20 protein-coding genes are annotated in these 20574 nt (G+C 64.2%); 6 read left to right on the forward strand and 14 right to left on the reverse strand.

Features of this window, described 5'->3' with window-relative positions:
- The 12 genes from VN419_RS12800 to VN419_RS12850 form a co-directional block, all read right to left on the reverse strand.
- Nucleotides 1-522: ABC transporter ATP-binding protein (locus VN419_RS12800; protein ID WP_325647607.1), on the reverse strand; the 522-nt coding region annotated here is incomplete at its 3' end.
- A complete protein-coding gene (locus tag VN419_RS12805) occupies nucleotides 522-1742 on the reverse strand; it encodes an ABC transporter permease subunit (protein ID WP_325647608.1) in 1221 nt (406 codons plus the stop codon). The genes VN419_RS12800 and VN419_RS12805, both read right to left, overlap by 1 nt.
- Nucleotides 1743-1745: 3 nt before the next feature.
- Nucleotides 1746-2648 carry a branched-chain amino acid ABC transporter permease gene (locus tag VN419_RS12810; RefSeq protein ID WP_325647609.1) on the reverse strand — a complete coding sequence of 301 codons (903 nt, stop codon included), beginning with the start codon at nucleotides 2646-2648 and terminating at the stop codon, nucleotides 1746-1748.
- Nucleotides 2649-2774: 126 nt separating this feature from the next.
- Entirely contained in the window at nucleotides 2775-3947 is a 1173-nt protein-coding gene (locus VN419_RS12815; RefSeq protein ID WP_325647610.1) for a branched-chain amino acid ABC transporter substrate-binding protein, read from the reverse strand.
- Between the two features lie 159 nt (nucleotides 3948-4106).
- Nucleotides 4107-4733, reverse strand: coding sequence for a tetratricopeptide repeat protein (locus tag VN419_RS12820; protein ID WP_325647611.1), 627 nt, complete (start codon nucleotides 4731-4733; stop codon nucleotides 4107-4109).
- Nucleotides 4714-4914: a CcmD family protein gene (locus VN419_RS14580; RefSeq protein WP_414652933.1), complete on the reverse strand. Its 201-nt coding sequence runs from the start codon at nucleotides 4912-4914 to the stop codon at nucleotides 4714-4716. Before VN419_RS14580 ends, VN419_RS12820 begins: the two co-directional genes overlap by 20 nt.
- Nucleotides 4874-5533, reverse strand: coding sequence for a cytochrome c biogenesis protein CcsA (gene ccsA / locus VN419_RS12825; RefSeq protein WP_325647612.1), 660 nt, complete (start codon nucleotides 5531-5533; stop codon nucleotides 4874-4876). The genes VN419_RS14580 and ccsA overlap by 41 nt, the downstream gene beginning before the upstream one ends.
- Before the next feature lie 30 nt (nucleotides 5534-5563).
- Nucleotides 5564-6241 (reverse strand): heme exporter protein CcmB, encoded by a 678-nt coding sequence (locus VN419_RS12830; RefSeq protein ID WP_325647613.1) that lies wholly within the window; start codon nucleotides 6239-6241, stop codon nucleotides 5564-5566.
- Nucleotides 6235-6885: an ABC transporter ATP-binding protein gene (locus tag VN419_RS12835; protein ID WP_325647625.1), complete on the reverse strand. Its 651-nt coding sequence runs from the start codon at nucleotides 6883-6885 to the stop codon at nucleotides 6235-6237. Before VN419_RS12835 ends, VN419_RS12830 begins: the two co-directional genes overlap by 7 nt.
- Nucleotides 6886-6979: 94 nt before the next feature.
- Complete coding sequence (locus tag VN419_RS12840; RefSeq protein WP_325647614.1) at nucleotides 6980-8863, reverse strand: heme lyase CcmF/NrfE family subunit; 1884 nt, start codon at nucleotides 8861-8863, stop codon at nucleotides 6980-6982.
- 71 nt (nucleotides 8864-8934) lie between these two features.
- Nucleotides 8935-9348 carry a cytochrome c maturation protein CcmE gene (locus VN419_RS12845; protein WP_325647615.1) on the reverse strand — a complete coding sequence of 138 codons (414 nt, stop codon included), beginning with the start codon at nucleotides 9346-9348 and terminating at the stop codon, nucleotides 8935-8937.
- 69 nt (nucleotides 9349-9417) lie between these two features.
- A complete protein-coding gene (locus VN419_RS12850) occupies nucleotides 9418-10482 on the reverse strand; it encodes a hemolysin family protein (protein ID WP_325647616.1) in 1065 nt (354 codons plus the stop codon).
- A gap of 225 nt (nucleotides 10483-10707) precedes the next feature.
- On the opposite strand from VN419_RS12850, the gene VN419_RS12855 reads away from it, so the two are divergent.
- Nucleotides 10708-11700 carry a glycosyltransferase family 9 protein gene (locus VN419_RS12855; RefSeq protein ID WP_325647617.1) on the forward strand — a complete coding sequence of 331 codons (993 nt, stop codon included), beginning with the start codon at nucleotides 10708-10710 and terminating at the stop codon, nucleotides 11698-11700.
- A 91-nt stretch (nucleotides 11701-11791) separates the two neighbouring features.
- Here VN419_RS12855 and VN419_RS12860 read toward each other — a convergent pair whose 3' ends face one another.
- Nucleotides 11792-14476 (reverse strand): PEP/pyruvate-binding domain-containing protein, encoded by a 2685-nt coding sequence (locus VN419_RS12860; RefSeq protein ID WP_325647618.1) that lies wholly within the window; start codon nucleotides 14474-14476, stop codon nucleotides 11792-11794.
- A 108-nt stretch (nucleotides 14477-14584) separates the two neighbouring features.
- Nucleotides 14585-17182 carry a sigma 54-interacting transcriptional regulator gene (locus VN419_RS12865; protein ID WP_325647619.1) on the reverse strand — a complete coding sequence of 866 codons (2598 nt, stop codon included), beginning with the start codon at nucleotides 17180-17182 and terminating at the stop codon, nucleotides 14585-14587.
- Nucleotides 17183-17451: 269 nt separating this feature from the next.
- Here VN419_RS12865 and VN419_RS12870 point away from each other — a divergent pair, with 269 nt between their 5' ends.
- From VN419_RS12870 to VN419_RS12890, 5 genes are all read left to right on the forward strand, one after another.
- Nucleotides 17452-17751 carry a DVU0150 family protein gene (locus VN419_RS12870; RefSeq protein ID WP_325647620.1) on the forward strand — a complete coding sequence of 100 codons (300 nt, stop codon included), beginning with the start codon at nucleotides 17452-17454 and terminating at the stop codon, nucleotides 17749-17751.
- Between the two features lie 28 nt (nucleotides 17752-17779).
- Nucleotides 17780-18826: a sulfite exporter TauE/SafE family protein gene (locus VN419_RS12875; protein ID WP_325647621.1), complete on the forward strand. Its 1047-nt coding sequence runs from the start codon at nucleotides 17780-17782 to the stop codon at nucleotides 18824-18826.
- A 42-nt stretch (nucleotides 18827-18868) separates the two neighbouring features.
- On the forward strand, nucleotides 18869-19480 hold the full coding sequence (locus VN419_RS12880; RefSeq protein ID WP_325647622.1) for a DUF4881 domain-containing protein: 612 nt from the start codon (nucleotides 18869-18871) through the stop codon (nucleotides 19478-19480).
- Between the two features lie 79 nt (nucleotides 19481-19559).
- Nucleotides 19560-19805 (forward strand): hypothetical protein, encoded by a 246-nt coding sequence (locus VN419_RS12885; RefSeq protein WP_325647623.1) that lies wholly within the window; start codon nucleotides 19560-19562, stop codon nucleotides 19803-19805.
- Nucleotides 19806-19812: 7 nt separating this feature from the next.
- A partial coding sequence (locus tag VN419_RS12890) for a hypothetical protein (RefSeq protein WP_325647624.1) occupies nucleotides 19813-20574 on the forward strand: 762 nt, incomplete at its 3' end.

The raw sequence follows: 20574 nt of genomic DNA on the forward strand, positions 1-20574 counted from the left end.
GGCGATCTCGAGCCTTCTTTGCGCGCCGTAGGGCAGGTTGCGCGAATACTCGTTGGCGACCTTTTCGAGCCCGACCTTCTTGAGCAGCTGGTAGCTTCTGTCCACCACCTCCTGCTCCTCGCGGCGGGTCTTGGGCCCGCGCAGCACCGCGCCCAAAATGCCCGCCTTCGTGCGGCAGTGCCGCCCGATCATGACGTTCTCAAGGGCCGTCATGCTGGGGAAGAGCCGGATGTTCTGGAAGGTGCGCGCCATGCCCAGCTCGCACACGTGGTTGGTGCGCATGCCGTTTATGCGCTTTTCCTTGCCGTCCTTGGGGTAGGCCAGCACCTGCCCGTCCGTGGGGGTGTAGATGCCGGTGATGCAGTTGAAGAAGGTGGTCTTGCCCGCGCCGTTGGGGCCGATGAGCGCCACCACCTCGCCGGTGCGCACCTCCAGGTCCACATCGGAAAGGGCGCGCAGGCCGCCGAAGTTCATGCTCAGGTTGCGGACCGAAAGGACCGCCTTGTGTGTCGTCTGTTCCATCACGCAGCTTCCGTGTTGATCTTGTATACCTTGCGCTTGGCGCGGATGAGTCCCTGGGGCCGGAAGACCATGACCAGGATCATGGTCGCGCCGAAGATGAGCATGCGGTACTCGGAGAAGGCGCGCATGTATTCGGGCAGAAGGATGAGCAGGAAGGCGCCCAGGATGACGCCCAGAACAGAGCCCATGCCGCCCAGCACCACGATGGCCAGGATCATGGCCGATTCCATGAAGGTGAAGCTGGCCGGGTTGATGAAGGTGGTCTTGGCCGCGAACACCACGCCCATGACCGAGGCCAGGGTGGCTCCCAGGGCGAAGGCCATGAGCTTGGCGCGGGTGTTGTCGATGCCCATGGCCTGGCAGGCGATCTCATCCTCGCGCAGGGCCAGCCAGGAGCGCCCGATGCGCGAATCCTTCAGCCGGGCTGTGATGAAGATGGTCAGAAGCACCAGGCCCAGCATGATGTAGTAGATGTAGGTGGTGGCCTGCTCCACGCTGTAGTTGATGCCGAAGAGCCCCGGCCGGGCGATGTTCGACACGCCGCTGGGGCCCATGGAGAACTCGCTCCAGTTCTCCAGCACCAGGCGCACGATCTGCCCGAAACCCAGCGTCACGATGGCCAGATAGTCGCCGCGCAGGCGCAGCACCGGGAAGCCCAGCAGGATGCCGAAAAAAGCCCCCAGGATGGCTCCCAGGGGCAGGACCGTCCAGAAGCCCAGCTGGAAGTGGTGGTTCAAAAGCGCGTAGGCGTAGGCCCCCACCGCGTAGAAGGCCACGTAGCCGAGGTCCAAGAGGCCCGCCAGACCCACGGTGATGTTCAAGCCCAGGCCCAGCACCACGTAGATCAGCGCGCTGATGAGGATGTTGGTCTGGTACATGGAGAACAGGTAGGGGAAGGCCACCGCCACCACAAGGCCGAAGGCCATGAGCGGCTTGGCGATGCGCGGGTCCTCCAACATTTTGGACAGGCGCGACTGGGTCTCGCCGCCCTCGGCGTTCTTGATGGCCGCGCCGCGGTCGCGGCGGTCCATCATGAAGTACCAGGCGAGCGCCAGCACGAAGCTGCCCGCCAGCATGTACGCCAGGTGCATCCAGCGCCAGGTCACGGTCTTTTCCACGGTATCCACGCGGATGACCATGATGGGCAGGGTCAGAAAGGCCAGCCACAGGGAGGCGGCCACGGATTTCTTCAGGTTGGTGACGAGTTGCATTGCGGCCATTGCTTACACCTTCTGGGCCCGCTGCTTGCCGAGCAGGCCAGCGGGGCGGAAGATAAGGATGAGAACCAGCAGACAGAAGGCGAACACGTCCTCGTAGTCGCTTGAGACATAGCCGGCGGCGAAGCTTTCGGTCCAGCCGAGGACCAGTCCGCCGAGCACCGCGCCCGGAATGCTGCCGATGCCGCCCAAGACCGCGGCGGTGAAGGCCTTGATGCCCGCCAGGAAGCCGATGACGAAGTTGATCTGCCCGATGTGCGAGGCGATGAGCACGCCGCCCACGGCCGCCAGGGCCGAACCGATGATGAAGGTCATGCTGATGACCTGGTCGACGTTGACGCCCACCAGCATGGCCATCTTGCGGTTCTGCGCCGTGGCCCGCATGGCCTTGCCCATGCGCGTGAACTTGATGAACAAGGTCAGGGCGACCATCACCGAAATGGAGGTGACGATGATGAACAGGTCGCTGGTGGCCAGAAAGTTGGCGTAGGGCTCCATGAACTCAAGGTCCGGGATCAGCCTGGGGAAGGGCAAGAAGTCCGGGGTCTGCGCGAGCATGATGTAGTTCTGCAGCAGAATGGACATGCCGATGGCCGAAATGAGCGGGGCCAGGCGCGGCGCGCCGCGCAGGGGCTTGTAGGCGATCTTTTCCACCGTGTAGCCGTAGGCCGCCGAATACAGGACCGAGATGATGAGCGCGATGACCAGGATGGACATGGTGGGCCAGCCCATGGCCGTCAGCACTCCGGCCACGATGAGGCCCATGAACGCGCCGATCATGTAGATCTCGCCGTGGGCGAAATTTATGAGCTCGATGATGCCGTACACCATCGTGTAGCCCAGGGCGATGAGGGCGTACACGCTGCCGCGCGAGAGCCCGCCGAAAAAGAGCTGAAGAAAATATTCCATACATCCGTCCTACCGCTCAGGAACAGCCTTCCTTGCGGCCTTTCCCTTACGGAACCAGGGGACGGGCGCTCAAACGCCCCCGCCCCCTGGCTCGTTATCGCCTGCCCGGATGCCGGGCGGCGGAGGCTACTTCACCAGTTCGTACTTGCCGCTCTTCACCTGGTACACGGAGAAGCTCACGCCCTCGGCATCGCCCTTGGCGTCGAACTTGATCTTGCCGACCGGGGTCTCCACGTACTCCTTCTGCAGGGCCGCCACGACCTTGTCGTAGTCGGTGCTGCCGGCCTTGGCCACGGCGTTCAGCAGGGCCTGGCTGGCGGCGTAGGCCTGCGGGAAGAAGGCGCCCGGCTTGGAGCCGAATTCCTTCTCATGGTCGGCCACGGCCTTCTTGTACACTTCGTTGTCGGCCAGGATCTGCGGACCGGTGGCGTACACGCCCTCGGCGTCGGCGCCGGCGGTCTTGATGAAGGTGTCGTCCTTCACGCCGTCGTCGGAAACGAAGGCGATCTTGAGGCCCTTCTTGTGCATCTGGGTCACGATCTTGGAGGCTTCCGGATGGTAGCCGCCGTAGAGCACGCAGTCGGCGCCGGAGGCCTTGATCTTCTGCACCACGGCGGAGTAGTCCACGCCGCCGGGGGTGATGCCTTCGAACAGCGCGACCTTGGCGACCTTGCCGTCCTCAAGCGCCTTCTTGGCGCTCTCGGCGAAGCCCTTGCCGTAGTCGCCCTTGTCGTGGATGACGGCGACCTTCTTGACCTTCAGCTCGTTCACGGCGAACTCGGCCGCGGCCTTGCCCTGAATCAGGTCGTAGGAAATGGTGCGGAAGAAGTTGGGGTAGGAACCGCTCTGGGTCAGCTCGGTGCTGGTGGCCGAGGGGCTCATGACGATGACCTTGGCGTCCTTGTAGATGGGCAGGGCGGCCTTGGTGGCGCCGGAGCAGATGTGGCCGAGGACGATGGTGACCTTCTCGGAGACGAGCTTGGTGGCGGCGTTGGTGGCCAGCTCGGGCTTGCACTGGTCGTCCATGGGCATGACTTCAACCTGGACGCCGTTGATGCCGCCCTTGGCGTTCAGGTCCTTGGCGACCAGCTTGGCGGCGTTCAGGGAGGGCAGGCCATAGGAGGCCAGGTCGCCCGACTGCGCGCCGGCCACGCCGATGACGACCTTCTTGGCCGGAGCCGCGGCGGTGGCGTTGGCAGCCGCCTCGGGCTTCTTCTCTTCCTTCTTCTCGCCGCAACCAACCGCAAGAAGACCGGCCATGGCCACGCCAAGAACCGTCAGCATCCATCTCGATTTCATATCCCAACTCCTCAGAAAAAAGTTCTGACAGCCAAGAAACCCTGATATCCCGCACGGCCACGGAGCACCCACTCCGCAGCCTTTTTCACCTTGAAGGCGGCTATTTTAGTGGAATATCCGCCCATGTCAATACGGCAGCGGCAACGGCCGGACTGGCACCTACTTGGCCGCCGGGGCCGCCAGCTCCTCCTGCGCGCCCTTCAGCACGTCCTGATCCTTGGGATTCAGCTGCACCACGCGGCGGAAGTGCGCGTCGCCCTCGGCGGGCTTCTGCATGTAGTGCTTCAGCAGAATGCCCATATTATAGTGGGCCAGCACATCGTCGGGCTCCTTCTTGAGCACCACGTCGAAGGACTTCTTGGCCTCGGGGTATTCCTTGCGCTCAAAGCGCACCATGCCCATGGCCCGGTGCACGTTCAGGTCGTCCGGCGCGGCCTTGGCCGCCATGGTCACGAACTCCAGGGCCTTGTCCCAGGCCTGCATCATCATGAAGGTGTTGGAGAGCTCCAGCAGGTTTTTGACGTCGTTGGGGTTCTCCTGCATCTTGCGCATCTGCTCGCGCAGCTGGTCCATGTCCACGCCCATCATGCCCATGGGCCCGCCCTTGCCGCCCATGGCCTCGCCCATGCCGCCGCGCTCCTGGCGCACCTCGACCACCAGGCCCTTTCCCTGCATGCGGTACAGAAAGGAACCCACGAACATGGCCAGGATGGCGCCAAGGAGCGCCACAAGGATGATCTTCTGTCCGCCGCCCAGTGGCGCGTTCTTATTCATGGTGTCCGTCACGGAGCATCTCCAGCTGTTTCAGTCTGTTGGATATGGACCTGCCGCGCAGGACCAGGGACGCGGCATAGGCCGCGAGAAAAAGCCACACAGCGGCGTTGGCCGCAACGACGTATCCGTTCACGGAAATCCCCTCCCCTGCCCTAGCGGGACAGCATGAGCGCGCGGGCGCGCTCCTCGGCACGGCCGTTGGCGTAGCGCGCCAGAAGCAGCGTCAGCCACAGGGCGCCAAAGGCCGCAAGGTTCACCAGCACCGCGTGCCACATTTCCGGCTCCATGCCGCCGCCCTTGCTGGCCAGCACGGCCGGGTGCACGCTGCGCCAGATGCGCGCGGAATAGAACACCAGCGGCACATCGAGGAAGGCCACCACGCCGAGCACGGCGCTGACCATGGCCCGGCGCTCGCCGCCCATGCCGGAGCCGCGCAGCACCAGGTAGCCCGCGTACACGAACCACATGATGAGCGTGGTGGTGAGGCGCGGGTCCCAGGTCCACCAGACGTTCCAAGCCGCACGGCCCCAGATGGAGCCGCTGATGAGGGCCAGGCCGCTCATGAGCACGCCGATCTCCGCCGCGGCTCCGGCCAGGATGTCCGAGGCCGCGTCGCGCTTCATCAAATGGCGGATGCTGGCGCAGAACACGACGAAGAAGCTGATGAGCGCCCACCAGGCCAGCGGCATGTGGATGTAGAAGATCTTCTGCACCGCGCCCATGGTTTCCTCGAGCGGCGCGTAGCTCCAGATGAACCACTGCCCGACGGCCAGAGCGACGACGCTCACGATGGCAAGAATACGGATCGGCATGCTTGAACTCCAAAGACGGCGTATGCGCCGCTATTCCTCGCCCGTGTACAGATACGGGAACAAAAACGCGCCAGCGGCGGTGAACACCGCGTCGAAGGCCACGATGATCCCGGCCCAGAGCTGCTGGTCCATAGCCGCTTCGCCGGAAAAGCTGCCCGCGAAGATGCGGATGCCGCCCAAAAGCACCGGCAAAAGCAGCGGAAACAGAATGACCGAAAACAACGACTCGCGCGCGCCCTGCCCCTGCGCCAGGGCTCCCAGAAGCGCGCCCAGGGCCGCCAGACCCCAGTCCACGCCGATGAGCGTGAGGAGCATGACGCCAATGTCGCCCTTGAGGTCCTGGCCCAGAAACACGGCGGCGGCGGGCAGAAACACGGCCTGGGACAAGAGCAGCAGCGCGAACCCGGCCAGGCCCTTGCCCAGCCACACGGCATGCTCCGGCACCGGCGAGGACAAGAGGCCCAGGCGGCAGCCCTGGCCTTCCTCCAGGCTGAACAGATCGTTGAACACCAGCACCAGACCGAAGGACGAGGCCAGCCAGAAGATGGCCGCCGCCGCCTGGGGCGAGACGAGCTCGGCCGTGGGGCGCGAGAGCGAGAACAGGAAAATCAGCAGAAGCCCCAGCAGCACGGCCTGCACCAGGCCCTGCCCACCGCCCACGGCCAGGCGCAGATCCTTGGCCGCAATGTAGCCGCCGCGCCTCAGCATGTAAGCCCCCCGGCGTCGAAGCCGGCCGCGTCGCCGAAGTAGGCCGCGCGGGTGTCCTTGATGTGGAGCACGCGCTCGGCCAGGACCAGGTCCGAGGCCAGGTGGTGGCTCACCCAGACCACGGCCGCGCCAGAGGCCTTGAGCGCCGCGATCTCGCGCCGCAGCAGGTCCTGGGAGGCCGGGTCCAGACCGGTGCCCGGCTCGTCCAGGAACACCAGCTTGGGCCCGATGAGGAACACCCGGGCGAGGTTCAGGCGCTGAGCCATCCCGCGCGAGAACGTGCCCGCGGGCTCGGCCTCCACGTGGGAAAGGCCCACGCGCGCCAGCACGGCGGCGATGTCCTCCCGGCTTGGGGCAAGGCCGTACATGCGGCCCCAGAAGTTCAGGTTGGCCGAGGCCGAAAGACGCGGATACAGGAAGGTGGCGTGGCCCAGGTAGGCGCACTTTTCCGGCTCCACGCGCACGTCCACCACGCCAGCCGAGGCGCGGCACAGTCCCGCCATGATTTTGAGGAGGGTGGTCTTGCCCGCGCCGTTGCCGCCCACCACCAGCAGGGCCTCGCCCGCGCGCGCTTGCACACTCACATCACGCAGCACCAGGCGCGAGCCGAAGAACTTGCCCACGCCCAGCACGTCGAGCAGCACGTCCGGGCGAACATCCGGGCGTTCAGGGGCAGCGACGCCTGCGGCGTCCTGGCGGGCCTCGCCCGTGGGGTGCGCGGCGGCCTCGGGCACGGTCCTACTCCTTGTCCTTGCCCTTGCGGTAGCCCAAGAGCAGCAGCGGGGCCACGCAGAAGATGACGCCGCCGATCCAGATCCAGTTCACCAGCGGGTTCACGTTGACCTTCACCGTGGTGTGGCCGTCCTGGTCCGCGCCGAGCAGCACGGCGAAGATCTCGTCGCCCAGGCCGGGAATGACCTCGACCTCGGCAAAGGCCTGCTCGTAGCCGCGGTACATGCGGCGCTCCGGCTTGACCACGCCCACGAGCTTGTCGCCCTTTTTCACTTCCATCTCGGCGATGAGCTGGGCCATGTTCCTGGTGCTCTTCTCGTGCACTTCCTTCAGGGTCACGGTGTAGCCGCCCACCTCGTAGCTTTCGCCGACGAGGAGCTCCTTCTCGGAGCTGACCTGATACGGGCCGCTGAAGGCCACGCCCAGCGCCATGAGGCCCAGGCCCAAGTGGACGACATAGGCCGCCATGGACTTGCGGTTGCGCACCTCGGGCAGAAGGCCCATGGCCAGCACGGCCGTGGTCATGCACGACACAGCGCCCGCCGCGCCCACCAGGGCCAGGGGCAGCTTGTAGCCCAGGGCCAGGAACAGCGCGCCGGAGGCCACGAAGGCCACGCCGGAGGCGATGAGGCCGCGCTTGTCGCGCACGCCTTCCTTCCAGCCCAGCCAGGGGCAGGCGGAGAAGAGCAGCACGAGCATGGCGAAGAGCGGCAGGCACACGCGGTTGTAGAAGTTGGCGTCGAGCCCGACGGACTTGGCGCTCCACATCTTGCTGATGACCGGCCACATGGTGCCCAGGCCGATGATGAAGCCCAGCGCCAGGAGCGTCCAGGCCACGATGACCAAGAGGCCCTCGCGGCTCAGCAGGTCGCCCAGGCGGCGCTGCTCGCCCGTTTTGGCGATGGCCGCGGCGAAGAAGGACACGGCGGTGAGGAACAGGATAAAGCACAAAAGGGGCATGGCCACGCCGCCCTCGCCAAAGGCGTGCAGCGATTCGACCACGCCGCTGCGCACCAGATAGGTGCCGAAGACGCAGAGGATGTAGGTGAGGGCCATGATGACGATGTTCGTTCTGGCCAGGGCGCCCCGGCGGCTGCCCACGATGGCCGTGTGCAGGAAGGCCGTGCCCGTGCACCACGGGATCAGCGAGGCGTTCTCGACAGGGTCCCAGGCCCAGTAGCCGCCCCAGCCCAGCTCCATGTACGACCACCAGCCGCCCAGGATGATGCCCGCGGACAGGAAGGTCCAGGAGAGGATGCTCCAATTGCGCGTTGCGGCGATCCAGGTCCGGGTCTCGCCGCTCATGGCTCCGGCCAGGGCCGCGCAGGCGGGGATGACGTACATGGCGTAGCCCAGCAAGAGCAGCGGCGGGTGAAAGATCATGCCCGGATTGCGCAGGAGCGGGTTCATGCCCTTGCCGTCCATGGGCGCGGGCGCGGCCTGCATGAAGGGGTTGACCCAGCAGGTGAGCATCAAGAGAAAGAAGCCGTTGATGACGAAGAAGAAGATCCAGAAGTACGCGCGGGTGCGTTCGCTGAGCGCCTTGTACCCGGGCGTGAACACGAAGATGGCCCCGCACAGGGCCATGGAAAGGCCCCAGAACAGCAGCGAGCCCTCGCTGCCCGCCCAGAAGGCGGTGATGACGTAGGCCAGCTCCAGGCCGTTGTCCACGTGGGAGAGCACGGAGTAGAAGCCGTAGTTGCGCGTGACCAGCGCCCAGAGCATGATGCCGGACGCCAGGAGCACAAGCAGCGTCACGCCCTGGTGCCCGCGTTCGGAGAAGCTCACGCGCTCCGGTTTTCCGGCCAGCACGGCCGCCGCTGTCCAGCCGCCCAGGAACAGGGTGGCGATGAGGGCGAAAAGCAACGAAATATAGGCAGTCATTTGCATAACGTCAGGGCTCCTGGGAAGTGGAAACACGGCGCGGCGGGAGACGGGTCAACGCCTCCCTCTAGCCGGGTCTACCCCCGGTTCTGCTTCTCGTACTTGGAGGGGCACTTGGTGATGAGCGTGCTGGCCGTGAAGGTCTTGCCGGTGCTGTCCAGCCCGCCTTCGACAATGACCTCGGCCCCGGCCTTGAAGGCGTCGGGCACGGCGCCCTTGTAGCTGACGCGCAGCGTCTGCCCCGGGTTGTCCTTGTCGATGAGCTGGAAGCTGACGCCCGGACCCGGCTGCATGGGCTCTATGCCCTCCGCCGCCACGTTGCCGAACAGCCGCGCCTGCCTAAGCTTGGCGCTGTCGGTGGCCAGGGCCTCGCCCACATTGAGGAAATAGACGCTGTCCTTGGTCACGCCGGTGCCCACGAGGTACCCGACGCCGCCGAGGAACAGCACAAGAGCTGCGATGTAGATGCCTTTGCCGCCTTTCGTGGCCATGATCTTCTCGCTGTTCAGTTCCGTTGTTGGCTCTTCACTTCCAAAACAACGATTCGAAACCTCTACACGTCAAACGCCTTGCTGTCCACCGCTTCCGCCGCGTTTGGCGGCCGCCAGCTCGCTCCTGCGGCGCCGGGCCAGCTCGCGCATGTCCACCACCTCGTCGGTCTCGTCCACTATCTCGCTGCCGAGCATTTCCTCCAGCACGTCCTCCAGGCTCACCACCCCGGCCATGCCGCCGTATTCGTCAAGAACGACAAAGAGATGCGTACGGCTTTCCAGGAAGCTGCGCAGGGTCTTGTCGAGGGTCAGGTTCTCCATGACGAAGCGCACCGGCTTCATCAGGTCGCCCAGGGTCAGCTCGCCCTGGTCGTCGGCCGCGGCCTCGAACACCTGCCTGCGGTAGACCACGCCCACGATGTCCTCGGAATCCTCGGCCTCGTATACGGGCACGCGGGTGTGCGGCCAGGCCCGGTGCGAGGCCATGGCCTCGGCCACGGTCATCTCCGCCGGGAGGGAAAAGACCACGGTGCGCGGGGTCATGATCTCGGCCACGCGCTTGCTGTCCAGGGCGAGGATGCTTCGGATGGCCGATTCCTCGTAGGGTTTCAAAATGCCCTGCTGGCGGGTGAGGGACACCAGGGCGCGGATGTCGTCCTCGTCCGCGTCCGGTCCCTTGTTCTTCTTGCGCAGGTAGCGCACCAGGCTGCCAAGAAGCCAGATGATGGGCAGACAGGCGAAGATCATCCACTTGAGGGGCTTGGCCAGAAAAGGGGCCAGTTGCCGGGCGTGGGCCACGCCCAGGGTCTTGGGCACGATTTCGCCGAAGACCAGCAGCACAAGGGTGAAGCCGGCAGTGAACACGGCCAGGGAGTCGTCGCCGAAGACCTTCACCGCCGCCGCGCCGGCAATGGCCGCGCCGGCCGTGTTGGCCGCGGTATTGAAGGTCAGCACCGCGGTGATGGGTTTTTCCACGTCGCGGCGCAGGTCGGCCAGGATGTCGCCCGCCTTCTTGCCCTGCTTGCGCAGCTGCTCGATGCGGCTCATGGGAAAGGAATAGAAGGCCGCCTCGGTTATGGAACAGAGGAAGGAGACGCCTGTGGCCACGACGACCGCAAGGATGAGTTCAAACATAGACGGCGAGTCCAGGCATAGTGGGTGGTTCCGGTCCCGGTCGGCCTGATGGGCGCTGGACCGGTGTTGACCGATTCCTAGCAGGTTCCCAAACACCCCGCAACAGCCTTAATCCTTGACTTGGCCTTCGTTCCACGCCATGTTTCACGCGTCCGGGCGTGGTGCTTGGCGGTCACTTTCGTGGGGTATATGTTGATGGTCAGGGATTTACCGGACAGATGGGCGGTGTTTCGCGCCAGCGCCCTGGGAGACGTGACCCTGACCACGGGTGTGCTCTCATGGTGGCACCAGACGCGTGAGGCCCGCTTCACGGTCATCACCCGCAGCAATCTTGCCCCGCTTCTCGCCGGGCACCCCGCTGTCGATGAAGTCATCGGCATCACCCAGGACGAGATCGACGGCCACGACTGGTGGCGCAAATCCCGGCGCATCGCCGCGGACTGCACGGGCATGGGCTTCATCGACCTGCACCGCTCGCTCCGCTCCCTGGCCCTCAAGCTGCGCTGGGAAGGCCTGGTGCGCAGCTACCCTAAATTCGGCATCACCCGGCGGCTCTACAACCGCATGCCCCTTGGCGTGCTGGAGCGCAGGCTCACCGCCCTCAACGTGCCGCAGCGCTATGCTCTGGCCCTGGACTCCACGCCGCCCCCGGCTTCGGAGCTTCGGCCCGTCATCCATCTTTCCCAGCAGGAGATCGCCAGCGGCCGCCAGCATCTGGCGCACATCGGCCTTTCGCGGCCCTTCGTGGCCCTGCACCCCTTTGCCACGCACCCGGACAAGGCCTGGCCCATGGGCTACTGGCTGTCGCTCATCCCGCTCATAGAGCGCCAGGGCCTCGATTGGGTCATCGTGGGCAAGAACCCGGACCACCTGCAGGCCCTGGACGACCCGCGCAACCTCACCGGCCGCACAGCCCTGCGCGAAACCTGCGCCGTGCTGGCCCAGGCCCGCGCCCTGGTCACGTCCGATTCCGGCCCCATGCATCTGGCCACGGCCGTGGGCACGCCTGTGGTGGCGCTCTTCGGCCCCACGGCCAAGGTGTGGGGGTTCTACCCCAGCGGCCCGTACGACACCGTGCTCGAGCGCGAGATGTCCTGCCGCCCTTGTTCCCTGCACGGCACCACACGCTGCAAACGCGGCCGCGAATGCCTCACCTCCATTGAGCCCGACGAGGTCGCGCTGCGGCTCTTCGAAACCCTGGAGCGCGCGGGCGGCTAGGCCCTCCCTGTCCTCAAACGCCGCAACGCCGCGCAGCCCCCTTCCGGAGCCGCGCGGCGTCTTTTCGTGTATCGCCAGTGAGCAAGTGGGATCAGTGCGGACCGGGCTCCGGGCTGGCGGGCCTGTTCTGCGGCAGCTTGGCCACGGTCTCGGTCAGCGGGCAGGACACGTCGAGCACGTACCGGCCGGACAGGAAGCAGCGCGCCATGGCCTCCACGCTCTGGTCGTCCACCATGAGCATATCCGTCTGCCTGGTGAACTGGAGCAGCTTGCCCATGAGCCACAGCTTCTCCAGGATCACGTCCGTGTCGTGCTTTTGCAGGCGGCCCACCACGCGGTCGCCCTGCACGTCCACGGTGAATCCGTTGGCCTCCAGGATGAGGCCGATGGCCCTGGCCCGGCGGGCGCGCTTGGCGTCGTCGGCCGCGCCGCCCTTGAATGAGAAGGTGATGTAGTTCTTGCTCACCGTGCGGCCGCAGTAGCAGTCCAGCACACCATAGTGGTAGCCCACGCGCGAGCTGAAGTTGATATACTTGTCGGAGATGATGGCGTAGCTGCGGTCGCCGAAGCGCTGCCCGCCCGCACTGGGGTTTGAGATCATCTGCTGGCCCATGACCGAAAGCAGGCCCTTGACCTGCACGGGCCGGGGCGTGGTGAGCTGCGCAGCGTCCAGGGTCAGGCCGTCCAGCAGGGACTTGAAGGGCTTGCTGGCCACGTCCGCCGGGTCAAGCTCCCTGCGGCGGTCCGTGCAGGGCTCCACCCCGCCGCCCAGGTCGATGACATAGAGGTCGAGGCCCGTCTGGGCCTTGAGGCGCAGGGCCACGCCTGTTTCACCGCTGGCCATGTCGCTCAGCTTGAACATCTCATTGTAGCAGCGTTCGTGCAGCAGACGCATCACGTCGTGCAGGGTGCGGCACCCGGCCACCCGGAAGTTCTCACTCTTGGGATCGATGAGGTTCAGCGGAATGATGTGGCGGGCCACGCGGGCAAGCACCTCGTGCACTGGGGTGCCTTCCATGTGCGCGGTCTTGGGCGCCTTAAAGCCCATCAGCTCGTCCACCAGCCCAGCGTATACGCGGCCGCAGTAAGCGTCCACGGTGACGTGATCGCCGGACTTGATGTCTTGCGTCACCGTTTTGAGGCCCAGGATGGTGGGCACGCCGAACTCTCTTGAAAGCGACGCCATATGCCCGGTGATACTGCCGAAATCCGTCAGGATGGCCTGCGCCTTCTGCATCAGCACCATGAACTTGGGCGAGGAATGCGGGGCCACCAGCACCCCGCCTTCCGGGAAACCGCTCAGGTCTTCGTCACCGCTGACCACGAAGGCCACGCCAGCGCCGATGCCCGGCTGTGCGGTCTCTCCGCCCTGGGCGACCACGGCGTGCCCTTCCACCTTGGGCATGCCCGCCGGAATCACAGTCTCACCCTCCACCACGCCCAGGGGCCTGGATTGCAAGATGAGCAACCGCCCGCGCGGAGTCAGGGCCCATTCGATGTCCTGGGCCGTGCCGTAGTGTTCCTCCAGCTTCAGGGCATAGCCCGCCAGGGTGCGCGTCTGCTCCGGGGTCAGGCAGGGCTTGCCTTGCTTGTCCTCGGGCACGGGCTGCTCCACCAGCACGCCGCCCGCGCCGCACACCAGCATCACCGGCTTTTCGGCCACGCGCACGTCCTGGGGCTCCAGCGTGTCCCGCGGGAGGGACTGGCTGTCCGGGGTGATGACGCCGTCCACCGCATAAGGCCCCAGGCCCCACACGGCGTTGATGAGCACGCGGTCGTCGTGGGAGTTGAAGGGATGCCGCGTGTACATGACGCCGCTGGCCACGGAGCTGATCATCTCCAGGCAGGCCACGCTCATGCCCATGTCCTCGTCCACGATGCCCTTGAGCAGCCGGTAGGAGATGGCCCGCGACGTATACAGGCTGGCCAGCACGTAGCGATAGGTGGTGACGAGCCTGCGCCGCGGCACGTTGAGCACGGACAGGTACTGCCCGGCGAAGGAGAACTCGCTGTCCTCCCCGATGGCGCTGGAGCGCAGGGCCACGGCCAGTTCCTCGGGATCCTTGCCGCATTCTATGGCCAGCCTGGCGTGTGCCGCCAAAAGCTCCTGCTCCAGGGCCGGGGTCATGGGCGCGGTGAGGATGGCGCGCTGGATCTCCTCGCTGGCCTGCTCCAGGGAATCCGGCGCATCGGGAATGATGCCGAGCTTGATGCGCTTGATTTCTGCCCACAGGCCGGCTTCGGCGAAGAAATCCTGAAAGGCGCTGGTGGTGATGGCGAAACCACGGGGCACGGGCAGGCCCACGCGGTTCAAAATCTCACCCAGGTTGGCGCTTTTGCCGCCCACGGCGTCCACCATGTCACGGTTCACCGCCGTGTAGGGCAGCACGTGCTGCGCGAAATGGTACTCTTTGCGCGATTCCAGGTCCGCTTTGATGTTTTCCTGGATTTCATTGACCTTTTCTTTTAAGCGCGGGTTCTGCTTGCCGGAAAGGTTCTCGAAACTGCCGGCCATGCGCAGGGCGTGGAACACTGCGCGCGTGGCCTGGGCCCGGATGTAGGACATGCCGAAAAGCTGCTCGCCCCGCAGCTTCACCTCCATGTCCGTGACGATCTTGAGCAGCTCGGAGTTCGACTCGAGCAATTCTTGGAAATATTTATATTTACGACGAAACTCTTCTTGTACGGCCTCGTCTTCAAGGCTCGCGGTCCTTGCTCCGCACAGCACGCGGAATAGCTTCTTGATGTTGGTCAGAATCTCGCTCTGCACAGCCATCACTTGCCCCCGTTTCGCCACTCAAGAAGCGGCCCCCGAACAAAGCCCATCGCGCAATCGCGCAAACGATACGGCAACCCGAAAACAATCACGCCGATTACGCGCAACCTAAACTAACATATACTGTGTAGCCGGACCTTTACCAGACTTGCGCAATATGCCGCGCTTCACCAGGGTCTGCAGATCATATTGCGCAGTCCGTTGCGAAATTTCTGACCCAACGGCGTTCTGATAGTCAAGCCGTGTGAAGGAACCTCTCGCTCTGGCCAAGCGCAGCGCCACCTGCATTCGCGGACCAACAGACTGTTCACCCGGTTGTTCCGGTGGCGGTGCCGCCAGCCTGCCCAACGGTTGTTCAGCCTCGCTGGAGTCCTGTTCATGCCGGTTGGGATCGCCGACCGCGAGGGTCGGCCTTTCCGGCTTGTGCTGCCCCGCATGAACAGCCACAGGCGGGGCAATAGCGATGGGCGGCGTCTGGGGCACATCCCCAAACAGGATAGACGGGCTCACGGCCGCATCGTCAAACACCAGATCCTCGGCATACAGGACGTCGCCCTCCGCAAAGGCGGTGGCCCTCGTGATGCAGTTTTTGAGCTCGCGCACGTTGCCCGGCCAGTCGTGGTTCATGAGCTTTTCCAGCGCACCGCGCGAAAGCCCGAACTCCCGGCCACCGGTCGTGGCGGCCAATTCCTTCAGGAAGTGGTTGGACAGGATCGGGATGTCATCCTTGCGCTGGCGCAGGGGCGGCGTCTGGATGGAGATGACCTTGAGCCGGTAATAGAGGTCGTCGCGGAATTCGCCGCGTTGCACCAAATCCATGAGGTCAACGTTGGTGGCTGCGATGACCCGCACGTTGAACTCCACCTCCTGATCGCTGCCGAGGGGCCGGATGCGCCGCACCGACAGGGCCCGCAACAACGCCTTCTGCACCTTGTCCGTGGCGGTGCCGATCTCGTCCAGGAACAGCGTGCCGCCGTCGCTGGCCAAAAACGCGCCCTTGCGGTCCGTGCGCGCCTCGGTGAAGGCCCCCTTCACGTGGCCAAACAGCGTATCCATGAGCAGGTTCTCGTCCAAACCGCCACAATTAATTGAAATAAATGGCCTTGTGGCGCGGCTGCTGAACTTGTGGATACCTTCGGCGGTCAGTTCCTTGCCTGTGCCGGTTTCGCCCACCACCAGCACGTCGGCCTCGGTTCCCGCAGCCTTGCGGATCATGCTCTGCAGGGTGACGAGGGGCTGGCTCTGACCGATGAGGTCCGGAATCTCGCCCACCAGCCTCCAGCCAACGGAGGCTGGCACCTCATTGTCAAAGGACACCTTTTCCCGCTGCTGCACTTGATGGATCTGCTCATCGCGCCGCCGGATGAGCTCCTGTTTCTCTTGTATGGAAAGGATCATCTTGTTCAAGGCGCGGGTGAGCAGGTCCGATTCCAGATCCCGCTTGTTCAGCCGTATGGGCCGCAGGCTCTTGTTCTCGAACATGGTGCGGATTTCCGCCGCAAGCTGGTGCAGCGGTTTGGTGATGACCCGGCTGATGAACACGATGACCAGGGCCACAAGGCCCATACCCGACACGGTGATGATCATCATCACGTCAAGGTGTCGGAACTCCGCGGCATCCGTGAGCCTGCTGCGGTCCACATAGGCAACGCCGCCGATGATTTCCGGAGCGCGCTGAGGATTTGAGAGGAACACCACCGGCGCGTAGACCACAAAGTGATTCGGACTCAGGAAGCCGGAGGCCTCCTGCGACAGTTCCAGGTCATCCACTCCCCCCTGGCCGGACTGCACGTCGACCACCATGCGCCAGTACGCCTCGTGCTTGGGCAGAGGGCGGAAAGCCTTGTCGTAGTCCGGCATGCCATAGTCGCCGGTCATGCCCAGGCGCGCCGTTTCAGCAGAGAGTTCGCGATCCGGCTCCTCCAGGTTCTCGGACTGGAACTGTATCCAACCCTGATCATCAAAGAAATAGCTGAACCTGTTTTCGCTGGTGCGGGCGAAAGCATACACAGGAGACTTCGGAGAATTGTACAACGACAAGATGTTGCGCAACACCTGCGCATCGATGCCGAGCACAAGGTATCCCAGCATCGCTCCTTGCCCGTCAAACATTGCCGCAGTCAGCCTGTAAAGCGCGAAGGTTTGCGGACCCGACTGCTGCGGAAAGGCGGAGGCCGGATACACCACCTCCGTCAAGTCGGAGAACTGTACGCTGCCGGGCTTCAGTCCCCGCAGTTTGAGGGCCTGCGACACCGGGCTGGCCTTGATGAAGTTGTACTGATCATGCCGGATCTCAACGGTCCCGGACGGGACCTGCACGATGATGACGGTGTCCGCGGTGTTCACGCCAACGAAGGACACTTCCTTCACCACGCCGGAGTGGTGGACGCTCCAACTGGCAAGTGCGGCCTCAAGCTGTTCCCGGCCTTGCCGCTTGCCCGTAAGCGACAGGAGCCCAAGCCTGTAGTAATCGAGAAGCTGCTCTATTTCGCGGATCTGGGCCAGGTTCTGCACCTGGGCCGTGCGTTGCAGGGCCTGGTTCAGATAGCGCGAGGAATACCAGTTGGTGACATAGCCCGCCACCACCAGAATGAAGAGAATGGCGGGAATGAGCGAGAGCAACAGTTTCTTGCGCACGCTCCAGGTGGCGAAATAATGGGCCGTCGCCGCGCTTTCAGCCTTGGCTCGATACGCTCCCCAGGCCACAGACACCTCCCGCTGCTGCCGAAACCCGCGCGTTTTCGCGCAATCCAGCCCCTAAAACCCCGCAATACCCTTTGCGCCTTTCGCGCAACGACACCTGCACGACTACAATAAAAGCAACAATTCCGTCAAGTTTTTTCGCGTGGCATGGAGCTTGCTCATCTTTTCACATGATTTGCGGGATTGAACCGGGCTTGCGGCGAAAAAGCAAACGCGAAGACCGGATGTGTGGCTGGGGTTTACGTGTCTGAACAAGTTTTGAGGAGGATTCCATGAAAGCACGTCTGTACAAGCTGTTCACGTGGTGCATGGTCCTGTGCCTGGCGCTGCCCGAGTTCGCTCTGGCCGCTGGCGGAGGAAAGGTCGAGAACATCGTCATCGTGGCCGATACGCGCAAGTTCACGGGCTGGGAAGCCTGGTGGACTAACCTTTATAATGAGAGCCACCTGTACTTCGCCCTGCTGACCATGGCGCTGATTCCGACCATCGGCGTCATCTTCGGCGTCGTGGCCGACATCATCATGGGCTTTATCGGCATCGACCTGAAGTCCCGCGAGCTGGCGGAACACTAAAACAGGCCAACCAAGAGGAGAGTGCGATATGGAATGGTTGTACGTCCTCATGCCCATCGCGGGCGTGAAAATTTTCTGGCCCGGCCTGATCATCCTCGGCGTGGGCGTGGGCATCATCGGCGGATTCTTCGGCATGGGCGGCGCTTGGATGGTGACCCCCGGCCTTAACATTCTCGGCTTCCCCATGGCCTTCGCCATCGGAACCGACATCGCCCACATGGCGGGCAAGTCCCTCATCTCCACCATGCGTCACGGCAAGTTCGGCAACGTGGACTACAAGCTGGGCATGATCATGCTCATAGGCACGGTGGTCGGCTTCGAAATCGGGGCGCAAATGATCATGTGGCTGGAACGTCTCGGCAACGTCGAGAAGGTCGTCCGCTACATGTACATCGTCCTTCTGGCCCTCATCGCCTGGATGGTGTTCCACGACATCAACGTGAAGAAGCGCAAGGAAGCCGAGATGCGCGCCGCCGGCGGCAACGCGGCTGACGCCAAGGGCGTTGAATGGCACAAGACCTTCCACGCCATCAAGATTCCCCCCATGATGCACTTCAACGAAGCCGGCATCTACTGCTCCATGTGGCTGCCCGTGTTCGTGAGCTTCCTCACCGGCTGGCTGGCCGGCATCCTGGGCATCGGCGGCGGTCTCATCCGCATGCCTTCGCTCATCTACATCGTCGGCTGCCCGACCCACGTGGCCGTCGGCACCGACCTCTTCGAAGTCATGATCTCCGGCCTGTACGGCGCCGGCACCTACACTTACAAGGGCCGCACCGAACTCGTGGCCGCGGTCATCATGCTCATCGGCGCCTCCATGGGCGCTCAGGTTGGCGCTGTGGCCACCAAGTACATCAAGGGTTACGGCATCCGCTACGCCTTCGGCATCGCGGTCATCGGCTGCATCACCTCCATCGTGCTCAAGCTCGCCGCCAAGCAGTTCAGCATTCCCCTGCTCGACGACGCCTCCACCGCCGTGGTGCTGACCGTGGTCTCCGGCCTGTCGCTCTACATCCTGGTGCGCTTCATCCAGGGCTGTCAGAAGGAACTGGCCATGAAGGCGGCCAAGGGCTAGGCCTGGCACCACTCCAACCACAGAGACATGAAGGAGACAGCAATGAACATGAAAAGCATGTGGCGCACCCTGCTCGTGGCCCTGCCCTTGATGCTGCTGGTGGGCTGCTCCGAGCCCGGCAAGGTCGACCAGGGACGCGTCATCAAGTATGACAAGGACACCAAGACCATGGTCATGATCCGGGACAAGGCCAACGACACCCAGAACCCGGACTACACCTACCTGCCGCCCGTCACCTACGTGATGCCCACGGACCCCGCCGAGATGGGCCCGGAGCCCAAGGCCGGCGGCCGCATGAAGATCGACAACAAGAAGAACGTGATCACCATCTTCGACCCGGCCACGCAGAACTTCAAGACCATCGACTTCGTCATGGTCGACTACAAGGAGAACATCGACAAGAACCATCCGCTCGTCTATGATAAGGAAGCGGACAAGGCCAAGAAGTTCCCCGTGGTCGACAAGGACAAGAAGACCGTGACCATCTACTCCGGCCGCCAGAAGACCCTGTCCGTCATTCAGCTGCCTGAAGAGTACTTCGCCATGCCCGACAGCACCTGGGACGCCGGCGACGAAGCCCGCGTGTACTACAAGGAAGAAGGCAAGGCCCTGCGCTTCATGAACATCAGCAAGACCAACATCTTCAAGAAGTAATCGCTGACGAGACCCGGCGGGCCGGGGCCACCCGGCCCGCCACAAAAGCGAAGCCTACGGACAACACAAGGAGCACGGCATGATTCTGAACAACGACAGCGACAACCCCAGAATCACCATGAACGGCCGTCAGAAGCTTTTCATCTGCCTCATCGACCTGGGCATCCTGGCCGAGCTGTGCATCGGCATGGCCGCCGCCACCTCCGTCGCGCCCGAGGCCTTCACCGCCACCTTCATGAAGACCTTCTTCGCCATGTTCCTGCCCACTCTGGCCATCGGCATCGCGGGGTTCCGCAAGCTGCGCGACCGTACCGAAAACGCCTAAGGCCGCCATGAATTTCCGTTCCCTCGCCGCCAGGCGCAAGCTCGCCGGGCTGTGCGGCACGCTCCTCATCTGCCTCATCCTCGCCTTCACCGTGGACGGCATGGTGGCCGGGGGCCGCAAGGACCCCACCCTGTACGACCTCGTGCCCGGGCAGTCGCTGAACCTGACCGACCCCATGCCGCGCGGCGCGGAGAAGCTCTCCGACCTGTCCCTGCGCGCCACCAGCCCCAACGTCGAACTGCGCTTCCTGGAGACCTTCTCCGGCTTCTGGCTGGGCGGCACCCTGTGGCGCGCGGAGGCCGTGATCCCGGCGGGAGCGCCGGAGGAAGAGTATTCGCTAGCGATGCACTACCAGACCAACGGCACGGAGACCACGCCGCGCCAGGTCTACCGCTTCCGCATCCACAAGGACGCCAAGGGCGTGCAGGCCGCCGCCCTGTCCCTCACCGAGCGCAACCTCGGCCTTTCGCCCTACTTCGTGGCCGCGTGCCTGCTGCCCGTGGCGCTTCTGCCCATGTTCGCCAGCATCCTGCTTTCGCGCAAAATCGCCAGCGCCCTGCGCGCCGAGGGCATGACCGAAATTTTCCGGGCCATGGCCTCGCCTGAAGGGCAGCGCATTTTCTTCAGCCAGCTCACCGACACGGACCCGGTTGAAAACACCGAGGTGCTGGTTCTGGACGAGCATGCCGACAAGATCCTAGGCAAGGCCCTGGTCTTCGCCGTGGCCAAGGGCGACGTGGAGGCCATCATGCAGGACGGTGTGAATATC

The sequence above is a fragment of the Humidesulfovibrio sp. genome (genome assembly GCF_035560995.1).
Taxonomy (GTDB): domain Bacteria; phylum Desulfobacterota; class Desulfovibrionia; order Desulfovibrionales; family Desulfovibrionaceae; genus Humidesulfovibrio.